This window comes from Acinetobacter sp. BWR-L5, assembly GCF_039655985.1.
In the GTDB taxonomy this organism is placed as follows: domain Bacteria; phylum Pseudomonadota; class Gammaproteobacteria; order Pseudomonadales; family Moraxellaceae; genus Acinetobacter; species Acinetobacter johnsonii.
The window spans coordinates 290,087-308,554 of the sequence record NZ_JAGFEV010000006.1 but is presented as its reverse complement, the minus strand read 5'-3'; the positions used below and the strand labels follow the sequence as shown (position 1 = coordinate 308,554).

At 42.7% G+C, this 18,468-nt stretch carries 15 protein-coding genes and 1 pseudogene; 4 read left to right on the top strand and 12 right to left on the bottom strand.

The annotated features are described in order from the left end of the window. Positions 1-219: CoA-transferase (locus JZ787_RS13105; RefSeq protein WP_346312553.1), on the bottom strand; the 219-nt coding region annotated here is incomplete at its 3' end. 275 nt (positions 220-494) lie between these two features. On the opposite strand from JZ787_RS13105, the gene pcaU reads away from it, so the two are divergent. Continuing rightward, complete coding sequence (gene pcaU / locus JZ787_RS13100) at positions 495-1,319, top strand: IclR family transcriptional regulator PcaU (protein ID WP_062034306.1); 825 nt, start codon at positions 495-497, stop codon at positions 1,317-1,319. Between the two features lie 105 nt (positions 1,320-1,424). Here the strand turns inward: pcaU and JZ787_RS13095 are convergent, their stop codons facing one another. The 11 genes from JZ787_RS13095 to JZ787_RS13045 all read right to left on the bottom strand — a co-directional run bounded on the left by JZ787_RS13095 (position 1,425) and on the right by JZ787_RS13045 (position 16,647). Further along, positions 1,425-2,237 carry a DUF4198 domain-containing protein gene (locus JZ787_RS13095; RefSeq protein WP_218288144.1) on the bottom strand — a complete coding sequence of 271 codons (813 nt, stop codon included), beginning with the start codon at positions 2,235-2,237 and terminating at the stop codon, positions 1,425-1,427. A 92-nt stretch (positions 2,238-2,329) separates the two neighbouring features. Next, on the bottom strand, positions 2,330-3,139 hold the full coding sequence (locus tag JZ787_RS13090; RefSeq protein ID WP_346312552.1) for a hypothetical protein: 810 nt from the start codon (positions 3,137-3,139) through the stop codon (positions 2,330-2,332). Positions 3,140-3,203: 64 nt separating this feature from the next. Then, complete coding sequence (locus JZ787_RS13085) at positions 3,204-5,450, bottom strand: TonB-dependent hemoglobin/transferrin/lactoferrin family receptor (protein WP_168158578.1); 2,247 nt, start codon at positions 5,448-5,450, stop codon at positions 3,204-3,206. A gap of 564 nt (positions 5,451-6,014) precedes the next feature. Then, entirely contained in the window at positions 6,015-7,241 is a 1,227-nt protein-coding gene (alr, locus tag JZ787_RS13080) for an alanine racemase (RefSeq protein ID WP_346312551.1), read from the bottom strand. A gap of 56 nt (positions 7,242-7,297) precedes the next feature. Then, on the bottom strand, positions 7,298-8,797 hold the full coding sequence (locus tag JZ787_RS13075) for an amino acid permease (protein WP_346312550.1): 1,500 nt from the start codon (positions 8,795-8,797) through the stop codon (positions 7,298-7,300). A gap of 403 nt (positions 8,798-9,200) precedes the next feature. Beyond that, a complete protein-coding gene (gene astE, locus JZ787_RS13070) occupies positions 9,201-10,178 on the bottom strand; it encodes a succinylglutamate desuccinylase (RefSeq protein ID WP_346312549.1) in 978 nt (325 codons plus the stop codon). A 21-nt stretch (positions 10,179-10,199) separates the two neighbouring features. Next, positions 10,200-11,540, bottom strand: a complete 1,341-nt coding sequence (gene astB, locus JZ787_RS13065) for an N-succinylarginine dihydrolase (protein ID WP_346312548.1) — start codon at positions 11,538-11,540, stop codon at positions 10,200-10,202. A 23-nt stretch (positions 11,541-11,563) separates the two neighbouring features. Next, positions 11,564-13,033 (bottom strand): succinylglutamate-semialdehyde dehydrogenase, encoded by a 1,470-nt coding sequence (gene astD / locus JZ787_RS13060; protein WP_346312547.1) that lies wholly within the window; start codon positions 13,031-13,033, stop codon positions 11,564-11,566. Further along, positions 13,033-14,064: an arginine N-succinyltransferase gene (gene astA, locus JZ787_RS13055; protein WP_346312546.1), complete on the bottom strand. Its 1,032-nt coding sequence runs from the start codon at positions 14,062-14,064 to the stop codon at positions 13,033-13,035. The genes astD and astA overlap by 1 nt, the downstream gene beginning before the upstream one ends. 13 nt (positions 14,065-14,077) lie before the next feature. Continuing rightward, positions 14,078-15,295 (bottom strand): aspartate aminotransferase family protein, encoded by a 1,218-nt coding sequence (locus JZ787_RS13050; protein ID WP_346312545.1) that lies wholly within the window; start codon positions 15,293-15,295, stop codon positions 14,078-14,080. A 77-nt stretch (positions 15,296-15,372) separates the two neighbouring features. Beyond that, positions 15,373-16,647 carry a Glu/Leu/Phe/Val dehydrogenase gene (locus tag JZ787_RS13045; protein ID WP_171253722.1) on the bottom strand — a complete coding sequence of 425 codons (1,275 nt, stop codon included), beginning with the start codon at positions 16,645-16,647 and terminating at the stop codon, positions 15,373-15,375. Positions 16,648-16,850: 203 nt separating this feature from the next. Between JZ787_RS13045 and JZ787_RS13040 the strand changes: the two genes are divergently transcribed. The 3 genes and pseudogenes from JZ787_RS13040 to JZ787_RS13030 all read left to right on the top strand — a co-directional run bounded on the left by JZ787_RS13040 (position 16,851) and on the right by JZ787_RS13030 (position 18,308). Next, positions 16,851-17,273 (top strand): Lrp/AsnC family transcriptional regulator, encoded by a 423-nt coding sequence (locus tag JZ787_RS13040; RefSeq protein ID WP_004981435.1) that lies wholly within the window; start codon positions 16,851-16,853, stop codon positions 17,271-17,273. A 178-nt stretch (positions 17,274-17,451) separates the two neighbouring features. Then, a pseudogene (locus tag JZ787_RS13035) lies at positions 17,452-17,790 on the top strand (hypothetical protein); the annotation flags it as partial. Positions 17,791-17,882: 92 nt separating this feature from the next. Beyond that, a complete protein-coding gene (locus JZ787_RS13030; RefSeq protein ID WP_218288151.1) occupies positions 17,883-18,308 on the top strand; it encodes a hypothetical protein in 426 nt (141 codons plus the stop codon). Positions 18,309-18,468 lie beyond the last annotated feature (160 nt).

The following is an 18,468-nucleotide window of genomic DNA, read 5'->3' as shown; positions in this document are numbered from 1 at the left end:
TTTTTTCACGGCACCTGCTTTGAGGAGCTTGGCTAAACCATAGTCACCATTACCAGCATTGTTGCTAACGATGGTGAGATCTTTAATGCCGAGTTGAATTAAGCCATCGATCAGTTCAGCAGGCTGTCCTGCTGTACCAAAACCACCAATCATGATGGTTGAGCCGTCGGTGATTTGGGAGAGCACTTCCGCGAGGGATGCCGCGCTTTTATCTATCATTAGATAACTCCATTGTGCATCATGCAAATTTGAAAAGGCGCGGAAAACTAACTTATACTGGAGGATGATTCAGCTAAAACCACATTCCCTAGTTTTTTAGTTCGATTTCCTTATCTGTTCATTTTTTATAATTTCTCCACTTTAGGATAGATAGTGATCATAGGTTTTGTTCGATGATCGAACAAAATTCCCGTATATCGAACAAAACCTGATTATTTCACTCTGATTTCACGTTATAGTAAAAATAATAAATAAAAATGGATAAAGGGAACACGATGGAAGAAGCAACTGAGACAACAGAAAAGTGTCTTCAACACAAAGACAATAAAAAAACCATTCGACATGAAGATTTTGTCGCAGGTATTAGTAAAGGCATGGCCATTCTCGACAGCTTTGGTACTGATCGACATCGTTTAAATATCACTATGGCAGCAGAACGCACAGGCATGACCCGTGCTGCAGCGCGACGCCATTTACTCACCCTTGAATATTTAGGCTATCTAGAATCTGATGGTCATTATTTTTATTTAACCCCTAAAATTCTTAAGTTTTCAGGCTCTTACTTAGGTGGAGCACATCTTCCTAAAATTTCACAACCTTTGCTGAACCTGCTCACCAATCAAACCTCACTCATTTTTTCCGTTATGGTTCTCGATGGCTATGAAGCCATTACCATTGCACGCAGTGCCGCGCACCAGCAAACGGATCGTGTCAATCCTTATGGCCTGCATTTGGGAAATCGTTTACCTGCACATGCGACATCGGCAGGCAAAATTTTACTTGCCTATCTAGATGATCAGGAACAGTGTGAATGGCTGAATCAATATCCGTTACAACGCCTAACCAAATATACCCATACCAACAATGAAACGTTTCTGGCCTTATTGCATGAAATTCGAGAGCAAGGTTGGTGCTACTCATGTGAGGAACATGAATTGGGCGTACATGCTCTTGCCGTTCCAATTTATGGGCAACAGTTAAAGGTGGTTGCAGCCTTAAATATTGTTTCCCCTACCATGCGCACAACCAAAGAGTATTTGATTCAACACATACTGCCATTACTACAAGAAACCGCACGCGAACTACGTAATATTCTTTAAGGTTTAAAAGAAAATCACGCAGTCCTTATCATATATAAGTCTATGATTCAGCCGAGAGGAGCTAGAACAGCTTTCTGTGAATTTCCTCTTTGTTTTAGCTTAATTTTAAGGGTTTACGTATAAGCTCAAAATCGTTCTATAGATCTGAGCATTGGGTCGAATCTTTTCAGACTGTTCTGGTGAGGTAATAGTGACAAGGTACTGCCCGACCGCTGAAAATGGCAAAGTGACTTCACCTGAACCATTGGTCTGCAACTGGATCGCTTTTTCAGCCTTTCCCAATGTTGTGGCTTGTTTTTCTAGTGTGACCTGAAAACCTGATGCAGCTTTATTACCCAAATTCAATTTCACTCTGAATGGAGTTTTTAATGAAATTTGATTTGGATGTCCTGAAAACTCCAATATTAAACCTTGTTGCGTGGGGTCTTGCTTCACCGCACTATATTGTTGCTTAGAAAAATAACTCAGCAACTGATCAAAACGTTGCACAGTAAACTGCTGGGTTTTCGCTTGTACTTCACTTGGAGTCATAAAGTGACGTTCAGCCAGTGGCGCTAAATCTTCAGCTTTTGCATCTAAGACACGTAACCAACGCTGCCCCACTTTTGCATATTTAAGCTCGCCTGTTCGGAGCCCAGTAACTGTATAAGTTCCTGCTTGATCCGTTTTCACATCAGCCAAACTTAAAGCTTTACTATGACTCAGAGTTAACTCTTGAGTTTCACCCTTCGGCGTGAGTACTTTAAAGTTAAAGCCTTTAATCGCCACTTCCGAGTCAAAGGCTTGCTCTGCAAATCCTGCCAAAATTGCAGTGTTCCCACCTTCCACCACATAACTGCTTGGCGCCACAAAGGGTGCATGTGCCCAACCATTTGCGACCAAGATACTCAGTAAGCAAGCCAAACCTATTTTTTTCATCGTTGATATTCCATTGATGTATCATTGTCCATCGTCAACCAAATCAGTTTTCCCTTTAAGCCATTCATAGATGGCTTAAAGGTATGGCCTGTTTATTGAGCTGAGGCTTGCCCTACTTTTTTCGCATACTGTTTAATATCGTTTGCTTGAATGGTGGTTTTACCCTTTGCAATGGCTTTGAATTGCTGTCCTGCAATCTCCTGCATTTGAGTTGTACCCGTCGCCAAATTACGGTCAAAACGTTGCATAAACTCATCGACATATTCTTGTTCAGTCACAATCAAATCTTGATTGGTATCGGTCTCGAAATATTGTTTATCGCGCGCTGTTAGATAGTCACCCAAAGTCACATAATTTTTACCCTGACCATATTGCGCGATAAACTCATTCACATTACTTGGCATCGGCATTGAAATCGGTAATTTGGCACGGAAACCATCATGTGTTCCTGTATTTGCCCCAGCCAACTTTGCATCTTCAGCATTAATCAAACCATCTTGGTTCTGATCGAAACCATCAAAAGTCTTTTCACCAGAGGCTTGGAACTCTTTCAACGTCAACTTTTGATCCTTGCTTTTATCTAAAATACCATAACGGACATGCGCCTGTTTTAATGACATTTCACGTCGTTGCTTAAGTACAGGGGCTAAACGTGCCTGTTCAAATTGTGCAAACTGTTCGGCTGTCACTTTTTTAGTATTCGCAAAAAGTGCGGCATAATCCTGCGTATATTGCTGTGTTACCAGTGCAGCACTCGGTTGTTTATTTTCTGGGTGATAAAGCGCATGAATGGCATAAGCTTGTTGGTATGTATCCGTTTGTGCTGTTTTGTCTGCAGCTAAAATACTCGCTGAAGCACTGAGCATAACGATGCCCGTTGCCAATGTAGTCATAATTTTCATGGTGATTTCATTTCCTGAAGGTTAAATTTGCTAGACGGAATCTCAGTTCTATCTAGCTTTGAAATTAGTATTTAAATTCGATACTTGCGACAATATTACGACCCGGTTCTGCAGCACGATCGATCAGACTGGCTTGGTTCGTTCCTGTAATGGTGCCCACTGCGGCATAGTCCCAATACGTCTTATCAAAGATGTTATTCACCGCCACGTTCAACTTAGTGAACTTATTCATATTCCAGTAAGCTGAGAGATCAAACACGGCATAACCTGCAACAGGTTGATACTCCACGTCATCTTGGTAGGTACTCACATCTTTAGATGCGATTTTGTCCCCGACCGCAGTTGCAGTTAGACCTAAACCAAAGACTTTATCTGGGTGGTCATAAGCAAAGGTGAGGCTGCCCTTTTCAGGTTGTACTGAATTCACCCCACTTTTCAGGCCATCTTTATTTTTTGCGGTGCCTTTGGTTTTACCTGCCACTAAAGCGAGGCTAAATCCATCCGAGTGTGGAATAAATTGACCCAAATCAATACGTGTAGACAGCTCACCGCCCCAAATTTCGGCATTGGCTAGGTTTTCTGCACGGTAGTAACCATAAGGATATTGTGGTGTGGTGTCATAGTTGTGGTAATCGATGAAGTCACTGTATTTGGTATAAAAACCTGTGACATCAAACTTGATACCATCAATTGAAGTATTTCTCAGTCCAATTTCAAATGCATCACTGGTTTCTTCATCAAGATTCGAGTTACCAATCACGATATAACTTGGATTGCCTGCGGTGGTTTGATAGATGCCGCCTATCTCAGTAGGTGATGGAATACGTGTACCGCGGGTGTATTTAAAATAACTGTAGTTTTCAGGAGTAAATTGATAGCTGGCCGCAAAACTCGGCGAAACATAACTAAAGTCACGTGCTTGGACATCACTATAGCTCGAAGAATCTGGTCGATACTCCTGACGTTCAAAACGAAGCGATGGTGTTAGGGTTAAGTCATGACCAAAGAGCCCCAAACGAATTTCATCTGAGAAATAGGCTGCATAACGCTTTAACTCAGAATCCAGTAAGTAACCATCTTGATAGAGGGTTGGCAGTGTTGCACCATTGCGTAAATCGACTTTGGTACTGGAATAATCTTTTTGGTCGACCGCAAGGCCATATTTTAAAGTCTGCTGCTCTAAGTTCTTCGATGCATCAAACTTAATCCCTGTATTTTTTTCTTTATAAGTGGTTGAGAAATCACGTTTCGTATTCGCATTATTCATGAATGAAGTCGCGGTTTCGTTATTTGATTCCTGATACCAAATTTTGCTTTTCAGCTGATCAAATAGCACCAATGTCTCAGGTTTATAAATATGTTCAAGACTAAATTGGGTACGATCTATGTCCTGCTGCTGGGTGGCATCGCTTTTATAATTACTAAATAAACTGGCACTAATGTCTGTGGTATCGGCACTTTTACGATAGAAATCTCCTGTCAAATTAAACTGATGCTGATCGGAGAGCGCCCATACAACTCGGCCCAATACTGCATCAGAGCTCCAATCCGTTGGGAATGCTTTGGTTTTCGAGTTAGGTTTTGTTTCATGTCCATCACGATGAGCATAAGCAACTAAGGCTTTCACCTCATCGTTGCCTACCGCCCCTGTTACCGAACTTAACCATGCTTCATCCGCAGAGCTATAGCCTGCTTTTGCAGTACCCGCAATGGTTTTTCCATCCACCAAATAATCTTCTGGAGATTTGTTTTTAAATGAAACGCGTCCACCGATTCCGTCAGTAGATGCATCTGTTGTTCCGGAAACAATATCTACCGAGCTAAACATTTCAGGCTCGATATAATCACGACCTGCACCACGTTGACTCATACTATTAGGCGGAACATAAGAGCTGACAGTCGCTTCGGCAATATCAACCCCATCAATATCTAAGCCAATACGGTTGGCATCAATCCCACGAATGTTATAACCACTGGTTCCAGTTCCATCGAAAAATGTGCCACTGCCCGCAACTGAAAATGGCGCTTGTACCAAAGGCAAGTACTTCACGATACTTGCCATATCGGTCACCCCAGTTTTATCTAAATTTTCCCGATTAATCGTTGTCTTAGAAACTGGGGCTTGATCTTCATGTTCAGCATAAACCGTAATCTTTGGAAGTGAGGCTGAAACTAAAACATTGTCTTGTGCAAAGCTCTTAGAACTCAAACCTGTGGTCATGAGCACAGCCAAACATAATGATAAATAGCAAGGTCGGAGGTTCAAACTTTTAACTTCGTCGCCCGAAAATTGCGACTGATATTGCTTCATACTCATGCGGTTAAACCCACCTCTTAAATGATATTGATAATCATTACACACAATTCAAATTACTTTTCCATGCACTCAAGGACGGAGGCTAGGAAAGATAATTGATATAGGGACACTTAGTGGATGCGAATCATAATCAATTAGATTATTATTTACAAATAGTATTTGCTTTTATTTTATTTTTCCAGCGAATCAGACTGTTCAAAAATAGTTTTTGATTTCAATGCTTAACTCAAGCCGAGTGGCTTCTCGATCGATTTGTATACAAAAAAAAACCTCAAACTTTAAACCCAATATCGAGCGTTTAAAGCAAAAAATAATGGGGCGCTATCATCAAATCCAAGAATCTCAATACAGTTCAACTCCACCCTTAAACTTCAAATCATCGATGCTAGAAATGAAAAGGCAGTGCATATCAACATATGCACTGCCTTGAATAAAACCGTCAGTTCATTCTTAAAAACAATATTTTAATCATTATTAGACACTGGAATAATGCCCAAACCAAACGATGATTTTGTCAGTAAGGCGGTCAAAACAACAGAGTCTCCCCCCTCTTTTACTCTACCGAACCACAACTTTCGGATTCGAGTTACCCCACATGGTGTAGACATCTGCCAGCAAAGCGCCATTATATTCTTCCAAATCACTTTGCTTCACTGTTGCACCCCCTTGTTCGCCAAACAGGACCACTTCATCATTGGCACGAATATCTGGAAAATCAGTGACATCCACCATGGTAGTATTCATGGAGGTGCGCCCGACTACAGGCACTTTATGCCCACGAATCAGTACGTAGGCTTTATTACTAAATGCACGTCGATAACCATCTGAATAACCAAGCGGCAAGTTCGCCAATAGTGAATCTCGCTTCAAGGTATACGTTTGGTCATAGCCAACTGTTGTGCCTTTCAAATATGCATTGACTGTTGCCACTTGAGTTTTAAAGGTCATCAGCTTTTTATATTCAACTCGATCTGGCAGGCTGTCACCATAAATCACACCGCCTGCACGCACCATATCTAGATGTGACTCTGGAACCGTTAAGGTCGCAAAAGAATTTGCAGTATGTAAAGTCAGCGTTTCTTGCTTTAATTTGGCTTTTTTAATCAACCAGTCCGTTTGCTGGTTAAAGACCGCCAAACGTTCACGTACATATTTCTCATCTTCCACAGCATAATGCGTCATGATGCCCACCAGCTTTAAATTTGGCAGTTTGGTCATGCGTAGCGCTTGCTGTTTACCTAGTGCACTGTTCAGCTCTAAACCGTTTCGATCCATCCCCCCTGCATTTAAACCCAAATGATACGCAAGGGTTAAACCTTGCTGTTTGGCCCATACTGAGAGGCGCTGTGCTTGTTCATAGTTCCCCAACAACTCTTCCATATTTAAGGAAGTAGCATTTTGGATTTCTTGATCAGTCGCAGCACGTAGTCTTAACAGCCTTCCCTGATAACCAGACTTGCGCACCATCGCTGCTTCGGCATTACTGGTGATGCCGACACAGGGCACATTAAGCTTAATAATACTCGGCATCAACAGTTCAATCCCGTGACCATAAGCATCGGCTTTCATGACCGCACAAATCTGGCTTTTGTCCTGTAATTGCTGTTGTAAGGTCTGAATATTCTGCTCGAAGGTCTGCACATTAATTTCGACCCATGCATTGGCCTGTGGTGCTGCCACTTGTGTCGCTGAAAGATGTGACGTCAATAATGGTGCGGCAAAACTGCTCTGTATATGTAGTAATCCAGCACCCAGCATGCATGCCCAAAGTGTCGCTTTTTTCAAAATAAATCCCTCTGTTTTTCGATAAAAATAAAGGGGGAATATTCCCCCTCTGCTCCTTAATTATTTTCTGGCATTTCATCCTGTTCAATGCGGCGACCATGGGTCAAAATCCAGTTACGCTCAGCATATTTTTTCGTTTTATAGTAATAAGCAATACCCAGTCCAATAAACCAAATTGGTGAGAACGCCAATGAAATCATGGTGTCATGATCGAGCGCCAAAATCGCGACCACAAAGATTAAGAACAACAAGGTAAACCATGCCATAAAACGTCCACCTGGCATTTTATACGCCGACTGTTCATGCAGTTCAGGCGCTTTTTTGCGATAAGCCAAGTACGACAAAATAATCATGGCAAAGGTGAAAATACACAAAATCGAAGTGAAGGCTGAAATGATGATAAATGCCGTCATGACATCAGGCACAATGAACAAAATTGAAGTACCCACCACCACACAGAACATCGAGAACATTAAGCTCAATACAGGCACTTTGCTTTTCGACAGTCGAGCAAAGCTTTTCGGTGCATCTTTTTCTACCGCTAAACCGAACAACATACGACTGGTGGCAAACACGCCACTGTTCGCTGAAGACATAGCAGAGGTTGCCACGACAAAGTTGACAATACTGGCTGCTGCGGGCAAACCAATTAAAGTAAACATTTCAACAAATGGACTCTTGTCTGGTGAAATCTGCGACCAAGAAGTGACTGCGATAATACAAACCAAAGCACCGATATAGAACAATAAAATACGTAATGGAATTGAGTTAATCGCGCGTGGTAAAGCATGATGCGGATCTTTGGTTTCTGCTGCTGTAGTTCCCACCAATTCAATACCGACAAAGGCAAATACCGCAATTTGGAAACCAGCCAAGAAGCCCGTTAAACCATAAGGGAACAGTGACTCTTTCTCGACCACATGGGCTAAAGACGCTTTCACACCATCTGGAGAGACGAAACCAATCGTAATCAGATAGACACCGACCAACAGGAACATAATGATCGCGATAATTTTAATTAAAGCAAACCAGAACTCCACTTCACCAAACAGTTTTACCGCAACAAAGTTCAATAAAGTCAAAATGGCAATGGAGGTGAAGGCGGGTATCCATGCGGGGAGATCGGGATACCAAAACTGTGCATAACCTCCAATCACAATCACATCTGCAATTGCGGTGACAATCCAACTGAGCCAGTACGACCAACCCAAAAAGAACCCTGCCCACGGCCCCAAATAAGCTGTTGCAAAGTCTGCAAAAGATTTGTAATTGGTATTAGAAAGCAGTAGTTCCCCCATCGCACGCATGACGAAGAAGAAGAAGAAGCCAATAATGAGGTAAGTTAAGATGATCGAAGTACCTGACACAGCGAGTGTCTTGCCCGACCCCATAAAAAGACCTGTACCAATGGCACCACCAATCGCAATCATCTGAATATGACGATTGGTCAGTGAGCGTTGCAGTTGTTCTTCCTCAACTGACTCGTAATGATGTCCACCCAGTAAATCACCGTCTAAAGGCTCTTTTTGTTGATGGGTCTGTTTTCCATTCATCATGTTTTTACTCCAATTTACAACCCAATAGGTGTAAATATGGGACTCAGATTTAGATAATTCCTTATTTCATCTCAGTCCAAAATTAAGCTACATATTATTTTTCAATAACATTAATTTTTATTATTCAGCGCCACACTATTTATCTCTTTATGGCGGCAAAATAATACTCACACAGGCTGCAAAACCTATGCCTAATTTAATTATTTAATATTAAAAAACAATAGCTTAATAAAAACACAACGCAAAATCATCCATCGATTATAAGTACCCTTATGATCGACAGATGAAAATATTGAATTAATATTTTTCTCAATATCCATATATTCAATTCCATTGAAAATTAATTTAACGACTTAAGTTCGATAAACCACCATCATCACATTTAATAAATTGACTAAAATCATCAAGGATGAACCTCAGTTAATATCAGCCCTGCTCTTAATCCCTTTTTCACTTGAGTATTCGGAAATAAAATTCGAACCTGCTCAGGTGCAGTCACATACGGTTTGCCCTGTTGCAGAGCAATCACGGCATCGGTTTCGAACACGGAAAAATTAGGCGCAGAATCTGCCAAATTAAGCTGGAAGTCATCTTCAGTTTTGATGATCGAATCAACGACTCGAAAAGTTTGAATTGCTTGTTTTTGACGGATAGGTAAGGACTGTTCACTCACCACGGTGCGAAGCACATGATTAATCGCGGCGAAAGCTGCCAAATCATTTTGTCCAAAGGGTTTGGCATGACCAAGTTCGAGTGTCGAACTGGCTGCTTGAAACTGAGCGCTGCTAAAGTGCGTAAAGGTGCGACCTACTGCATTGTGATACACCAAGGCATCCAGTTCCGCAGCTTTTAGGCTGTCCAGCATCACCGCATCATAGTCATGGATTTGATATGGAAATAAGGCAAAAGTCGGCAACAAAGATGGGCGAATTGCAGTGTGCAAATCGTAATGATAGCGTCGCACTTGAGCTGGACTATCATTAAAAAAAGCGGTGACGATCTGTTCTAAGACCGCCACCCGCTGCGCTTCAACTGTGTCGTTAAATTGTTGATAAGCCCCGCAGAACATGCGGTTTATATCATTTTCAACATAACGTTGCCCTGCGCGAATCGCGATAGGGTTACCTAAAATCAGTAATAACTTAACCTTGAGCTCTACTGCCCCTGCAAACAAATCTTGACTCAGCTGCGCCAACAACTCGATTGGCGCAGTTTCATTGCCATGCACACCTGCGGAAAGCACGACCGCTTTTTCATAAGCCTGTTTCGGCGTAAAAGATAAAACACCTTCAGCCAACCATTCCCAACGAAAATCATGCTGTACGCCCTGCGCTACAGTCGGGACACGTTGTGCTAAAACATCACCTAGAAAATCTATCATCTGCTTTCCCTGCACGATTGCTTAACGTTGGAAGTGATACACCGAACCTAAGTTCAAAATTTGCGTCAGTTCATCTAACGCAGTACGGCTTTCAATCAGTAATTGCGGGTCAGCCAAATCTTGCTGAGCCAGCTGGTCGCGGTAGTACTGATCCACCCACGTATTTAAACGGGTAAACAAGGCATCATTCATAAACAGGTTTGGATTGATCGCGTTAAGCTCTGTTTCATTCACTGCTACACGTAAACGTAAACATGCAGGACCACCGCCATTGCGCATACTTTCACGCAGGTCAAACACCTTAATGTCATCAATCGGCGTACCCATTTGGATCATGTCGTTTAAATAACCCCACACTGCTGGATTTTGACGTGACTCTTCAGGCACCACAATGCTCATCCCGCCATCGGCACGCGTGAGCAATTGGCTATTGAACAAATAGGTATTCACCGCATCTTTCACAGATACACGCTGATCAGGCACTTCAATGGACACGAATTCTTGACCCAAGCGCGCCATTTTTTCGCGAATTTCTGCCAACGCTTCCGATTGATTCAAAAATGCATGCTGATGGTGAAACAGGACGTTTTGGTTACTTACCGCAATCACGTCGTTGTGGAAGACGCCTTGGTCAATCACATCGGGATGCTGCTGTACAAACACCGTTTGTTCCGCTTTGAGTTGGTGTAAACGTGCCACTGCCTCACTCGCCTCACGCGACTGGCGTGCAGGATAGTGTTTCGGACCAATACCACCACCGAGGAACTGCTGACCATAGACAAACACTTGCACGCTGGCTTGATCATAAGCACCGCCTAAACGGTTATGGTTCGCCGCACCTTCATCACCAAACAAAGCCACTGGTGGCAGCGCTTCGTGATGTGCGAAGTGGCGTTCATCCTTAAACATGGCCGCCATCACGCGTGATGTAGTATCGTGTTCAATAGAACGGTGGAATTTGTTGTTCAAATTCGCCGCTGTAAAATGTACACGACCATCTGCGCTGTCTGCCGACGGTGAAACCGTCGCCGCATTGGCTGTCCACATACAGGATGCTGAACTCAAAGCGGATAACAATGCAGGCGAAGTACGCATCGCTTGTTCAATCACGCTATGGTCATCCCCACGGAAGCCCAATTTGCGCAAAGTCGGCACATGTGGGCGTTCTTGTGGTGCAAATACACCTTGCTTTAAGCCCATGTCGGCCAAAGCTTTCATCTTTAACAGACCTTGCTTGGCAGCCAACTTTGGGTTGGAAAGATTATTTTGGTTTTTGGTTGATGCTTCGTTTCCAAAGGACAATCCCGCATAGTGATGCGTTGGACCGACTAAACCATCAAAATTAATTTCATAGCCTGACATTTCTAAACTCCCTTTTTGTCGACTTACAGCACAATGCCTGGCGATAATTTTTCAGGTAAACTTACCTGCTGACTTTCCAGTGATGCCATTGGCCATGCGCAGTAATCTGCGGCATAGAAGGCACTGGCACGATGGTTTCCTGATGCACCTACACCACCAAAGGGTGCAGCACTTGACGCGCCTGTTAATGGTTTGTTCCAGTTCACAATGCCTGCACGCGCTTCAATCAATAAACGATCAAACAGCTCACGGTCAGGTGAAACTAGACCCACCGACAAACCGAATCGAGTGGCATTCGCTAGTGCCAAAGCCTCATCGAAATGGTCATAACGATAGATACAGCTCAATGGGCCAAAATATTCTTCATCTGGCACATCGCTGACATGGGTCACGTCTAAAAGACCCGGACTTAACAAGCTGCTGTTGGCATCCACTTGAGTCACGGGGAGCAGAACTTGAGCCCCTAAATCGATCAAGCGTTGTTGTGCTTGTAAAATTTGCTGTGCAGCATGTAATGAAATCACACCACCCATAAACGGTTGTGGCTGAGCATCCCACTGACCCACGACCAAGTTACGGCTGACTTCAACCAAACGTTGAATGAAGGCATCACCTACAGCACCATTTTTAATGATTAAACGGCGTGCACAGGTACAGCGCTGACCCGCTGAAATAAAGGCAGATTGAATAGTTAAGTTCACCACCGCATCAATGTCGGTAATCTCGTCGATAATTAATGCGTTGTTACCGCCCATTTCTAGAGCGAGAATTTTTTCTGGAGCACCAGCCAATTGTTTATGCAGGTGGTAGCCTGTATTGGCACTGCCTGTGAACAGCAAGCCGTCAATCTCATGTGATTGCGCAAGTGCCTCACCTGTACTACGACCACCTTGCACCAAGTTCAACACACCCGCAGGCAAGCCTGCTTCTTGCCATAACTTCACGGCTTCTTCTGCGGTCCACGGCGTCAATTCACTTGGTTTAAAGACCAAAGTGTTCCCTGCAATCAGCGCAGGGACAATGTGACCATTCGGTAAGTGACCTGGGAAGTTATATGGGCCGAATACAGCCAACACACCATGCGGACGGTGACGTAAAGACGCTGCACCATCTGGCATTTCCGTCAGACTTTCACCTGTACGTTCGTGATAAGCACGCACTGAAATCGCCACTTTAGCAATCATCGACTGAACTTCAGTCAACGTTTCCCAAATCGGCTTACTGGTTTCACGACTAATAATCGTTGCAAGCTGTTGTTTGTTTTGTTCTAACAAGCTGGCAAATCGTTGAATAATTTCAAGGCGCTCAGCTAAAGGACGGCGTGCCCAAGCGGAAAAGGCTGCACGTGCAGACTGACAAGCCTGTTCAACTTGCTCAGCCGTCGCTTCTGCACCGTGCCAAATTGTGTCTTGCGTAACTGGATCGAGTTTGTCCCATACTGCACCTTGCGCTGGAGACCATGTCCCGTTTATATATAAATTCCCTTGTGACATTATTTTTGCTCCATCTTATCTAAAGGCAGCATACGAATACTTTGCCCTGCTTGCACACCAAGGGCATGCGCTTGTTCTACCGTTAAACTTAAACTGTCAGACTCAGCCGCATGCTGAATTAAAATCGCGCGATAGTCTTGATAGCGATCATTCGCCACCAAATAACGCCCTGCACCTTCTGGTACGCTATCGACAATTTTGACGGCACAAGTGTGACTTTCTTTGACTGCACGCAGGCTACTGACTTCCGCTTCAAGCGTCGGGCCTGCATCGAAAATATCGACATAACCTTGGTAACACAGCCCTTCTGACTCCAACACACGAGAGGCAGGAACAGTCTGAGGATGCACCTGTGCAATCACTTGTTGCGCGGCCATCGGCAGTAAGTCGATATACACAGGAAAACGTGGCATCAACTCTGCAATAAAGACTTTTTGCCCAATACCGCTGAGATAATCCGCAGTCGAGAAATCCATATTGAAAAAGTGATGACCTAAGGCATCCCAAAATGGCGAACGACCATTTTCATCCGAATAACCACGCATTTCTGCAATCAGCTTATTTTGAAAAGCCTGTTTGAAAGCTGCGATAAACAGAAAACGGATCTTCGACAGCAGTTTTCCATTTTGGTCTTTGCGGTACTCTGGATCTAAAAACAGCGTGCAGAGTTCACTACAACCAGTATGGTCATTGCTTAAAAACAGCGTATTTAAGGTTTTATAAACATTCAGAGTTTGTGAGGCATGGACTTGTTTGCCCACATGGTAGTTATAAAAAGGTTCAGTTAAACCCACTGAAACTTCAATGGCACTCACACCCACCACACGTTGTAACTGAGTATCTTCTAAAACAAATAAATACCCCTGTTCACTCGGTGCAGCTTGCCCCGCTAAAGTCTTTTGCGTGCGTGCAATACGAGCCGATAAGATCTCTTTATTTTGGGGTAAAGAAGTCAGGCCAATGCCCGACTTCCCCGCCAGAATGTAGATATCATCTAAATCTCGATGCTCTGCATGTCTAACAATCATCATAACCAGTGGCCTATCACGCGCCAACAAAGCGCGCGAGCGCACGCTCAAAGCGTTGTAAACCTGCTTCGATATCTGCTTCTGGAATAATTAATGATGGCGTGAAACGAACGACATTTGGACCTGCAACCAGGGCCAATAATCCTTCTTCGCCCGCTAAAGTCACGATGTCTTTGGCTTTGCCTGCATATTCAGATTTTAGTACACAGCCAATGAGTAAACCTTGACCACGAATTTCTTCAAATAGGCCATAGCGTGCATTTAACTGATTTAAACCATCGGCAAAAATTTGCGCACGTGTACGTACACCATTCAACACTTCTGGGGTATTGATCAAACCAAATACGGCATTGGCTACAGCAGACGCCAATGGGTTACCACCATAAGTCGTACCATGGTCACCCACCACAAACATGTTGGCAAACTTATCTGTTGTGATCATGGCACCAATGGGGAAACCGCCGCCGAGAGCTTTGGCTGTGGTTAAAATGTCTGGGGTCACGTCAGTGTTCATATATGCATATAAAGCACCTGTACGACCAACACCTGTTTGCACTTCATCAAAAATGAGTACCGCACCATGTTGGTCACACAGTTCACGTAAGCCTTTTAAAAACTCAGGGCTTGCCGTAATGACCCCACCTTCACCTTGAATCGGCTCAACAATCACCGCACACGTGTCTGCATCAATCGCTTCACGTACTGCGTCTAAATCATTGAATGGTAAGTGGTGAATACCTTCTGGAAGTGGTGCAAAATCTTGTGAATATTTCGGTTGACCACCTGCCGTAACCGTAAATAAAGTACGACCGTGGAAAGCATTTTTAAATGCAATAATTTTATTTTTGCGTGCAGAGCCTGAAAGTAGGCCCACTTTGCGCGCAAGTTTCAAAGCCGCTTCATTGGCTTCTGCACCAGAGTTACAGAAGAACACTTTATCTGCAAAGGTGTTATCAACTAATTGCTTTGCAAGTGCAAGTACGGGTTCATTGGTATAACCATTGCCAATGTGCCAAAGCTTTTGACCTTGTTCAACCAAAGCTTTAACCGCCACAGGGTGAGCATGTCCAAGCGCATTGACCGCAATACCACCTGCAAAATCGATATATTCCTTACCTTGCTGATCCCATAAACGAGAACCTTCGCCACGCACAGGAATAAACTGAGCGGGTGCAAAAACTGGCACCATGTACTGATTAAAATCTTGGCGATTTGGTTGACTATTCTGGTTCATGGTTTGTTCGTCCTTAATAAATCTGATGTTGTTCTTTCTAATAATGTGGTGTGCCCCGAAGGGCACGGAAGTTCCCCTTAACCTGGGAAAATTCCTCGTTCTTTACGTGCTTTTAAGATACGTTTACACGCCAAGATGTATGCTGCTGTACGTAGGCTGCACTGCTTTTCGCTTGCAGTGAACCAAACGTCTTCAACTGCTGACATCATGAGTTTGTCTAATCGTTGGTTAATTTCTTCTTCTGTCCAGAAGTAGCTCGCCATGTCTTGAACCCATTCGAAGTAACTCACGGTTACACCGCCTGCATTACACAGTACGTCAGGTACAATCGTGATTTTACGTTCTAACAGAATGTCTTCTGCATCTGGATACGTTGGACCGTTCGCACCTTCCAAGACTAATTTTGCAGTCAATTTTTGTGCACGTTCAGGCGTAATCTGACCTTCTAAAGCCGCTGGAATTAAAATATCCATTTCAACCGACCAGAACGCTTCGTCTTCAATTAAAGTGGCATCTGGGAAACCTGCTACACCTTTATGAATCGCAACGTAGTCTTGTAACTGCTTAACGTCCATGCCTTCAGCATTAAAGATCGTGCCTGTATGGTCTTGTACACACACCACTTTCGCATTGGCTTTATGGAATAAGTAACCCGCTTCGCTACCCACGTTACCGAAACCTTGGATTGCTACACGACTGCCTTCAAGTGCGAGATTGATTTTCTTAGCAACTTCTAAACCAGTCACAAATACGCCACGACCTGTTGCACGCACACGGCCTAACGAACCACCCAAGTGCACAGGCTTACCTGTTACTACACCTGTTACGGTATGACCTTTGATACTTGAATAGGTATCCATCATCCAACCCATGATGTCTGCATTGGTGCCTACATCTGGAGCAGGAATATCGACCTGCGGGCCAATCACTAGGCTAATTTCACTAGTAAAACGGCGAGTTAAGCGTTCAAGTTCACGTGGAGACAATTTGCGAGGGTCTACACGAACACCACCTTTGGCGCCGCCATACGGTAAGTTCAATACCGCAGTTTTAATCGTCATCCACGCTGAGAGTGCCATGACTTCATTGAGTTCTACGTCTGGATGATAACGAATACCACCTTTACCCGGTCCACGCGACAAATTGTGCTGTACACGATAACCTTCGAAGTGCTGGATCGAACCATCGTCCATCACGATTGGTACATCAACAATCAAAGCGCGCTTAGGACGCTTTAAAGTATCGATGAATGGAATTAAGTCGTCTTCCAGATATGGCGCAACACGGTTAATCTGTGCAAGATAGGTCTGCCAAGCGCCACTATTGTCCATTTCATATGACAAAGACATGATGTTTCCCTTTGAAAATTTGGTGAATCAAATCCATTAAATAGATATGAGACATCACCCGCAGAACACATCGCCTCAGCTCGATGTAACGTTCATGTGAATACTGCTCAATATGCATAGTATGAAAAATCAAACTGCGCCGAAAAAGTTGTAATTTTGATTAAAATGAAATAAATTTCATCAAATTGATAACAGGAAAAATCAAAATGAATGACACGGACAGTCAAATCCTCGGCTTACTGCAAGACAATGCGCGTATCTCGATTACCGAGATTGCCAACAAGCTCCGTATCTCTCGAAATACGGTACAAAAGCGTATTGAATATTTGGAAACCAGTGGCGTCATTACAGGCTATACGGTGAGAATTAAACCGGGGACTGAGAAAAATAGTATCCGTGCTTGGATGAATATTATGGTCGAAGGCACCAAGACCAGTGCAGTCGTCAAAGAGCTCCGAATCGACCCTGCTGTGCATACCTTGCATAGCACCAACGGCAAGTGGGATCTGTTGGTAGAGTTGAAGTCTGACAGCTTAGAAAATTTTGATCGGATTTTAGAACGAATTCGAAATATTTCAGGTATTTATAACACTGAAACCAGCATTTTGCTTTCTACCTATAAAGTTTAAAGTCGATAAAGGCAATCAGGGAAATTTATACTGTGTATCTCTAGCCTATTGCCTTCAAAGTCAAAAGACGCTGTAAATTGGATCCTGAACTAAAAATGTATAATCCATAAGGATCAAATTCTGCTTGGTTTGAGCGGTTGGTGTGAATCTCCAATATTATTACCCTAATCTATCATGTTGTTTTATAGCAGATAAAATAGTGTACACTACCCCACTAGACGCATTTGGCTATTATAAAAATCCTTTGATAGGCTCGACACATGGTTGTCGTTTCTCCGCCCATATTTAGTCTAGACCACTGACTTAGTCTGTGAAGGTTTGAATGGCATGACACTTCAAATATTCTCATTTTAAAGCGTGGTGAGCCTTTATTTTATTGTCAGTTTGATGGGGTTGATCCTTCTCGAACAGTGAACATCATTCAAGCAGAAAAAATACCAGAACAATGCAATATATGGAGCAGATTTCAGGTGTAGTGAATTATATGAGTCAAGAATTTTCACTTTTACAGCATTAAGTTAATTATATTCGCTTATAAAAAGTTAATTTTAAAAATATATTCATTTAATTGAATTTTACTTACCTCAAGATAATAGGTTGGTTTTTAGCATGGGTGACCTCTATTTTATTCTAATTATTATTTGTTTTTTTGTTGTTATATTGTCTTTAGTTTTGGTTGTTTTATTTGATAGACAGATATATTTACTTGGCATCTTATTTTTGATACCAATGCTTTTTTTTGGGTATAAATATTTGCCATACTCCCCTTCATTTGATTATCTTGAGGAAGAAGAGTTATGCGGGATTTATGTGTATGAAGATTATGTTATTTCATCAAGACCTCCTTATCCAAAGGAATATTTTATAAGGTTTGATCAGTATGGTATATTTGGATTCAGAAATAATACCTACCCTGATAGAGTGCGTTTTGATAATCTAAAAAAAGGGCAAAAAGTTTGTTTGATTTTAAAGCGCAGGAAAGATAAAGAAAACGATTTGAGTCAAGCAATTTTAATTTTACTAAAAAATGAATAATAAGGGTTTTTATGAATATAAAACCTCTTTCATAAATCAAAAAAGTGATCTTATTGGGTTAATCAAACATTATCTCACATAACTATAATTTTCAGGATCAGGCCAATATTAGATCTTGCAATATTTTAAAATAAATCGACTCTTCCCCAATATGCACCCA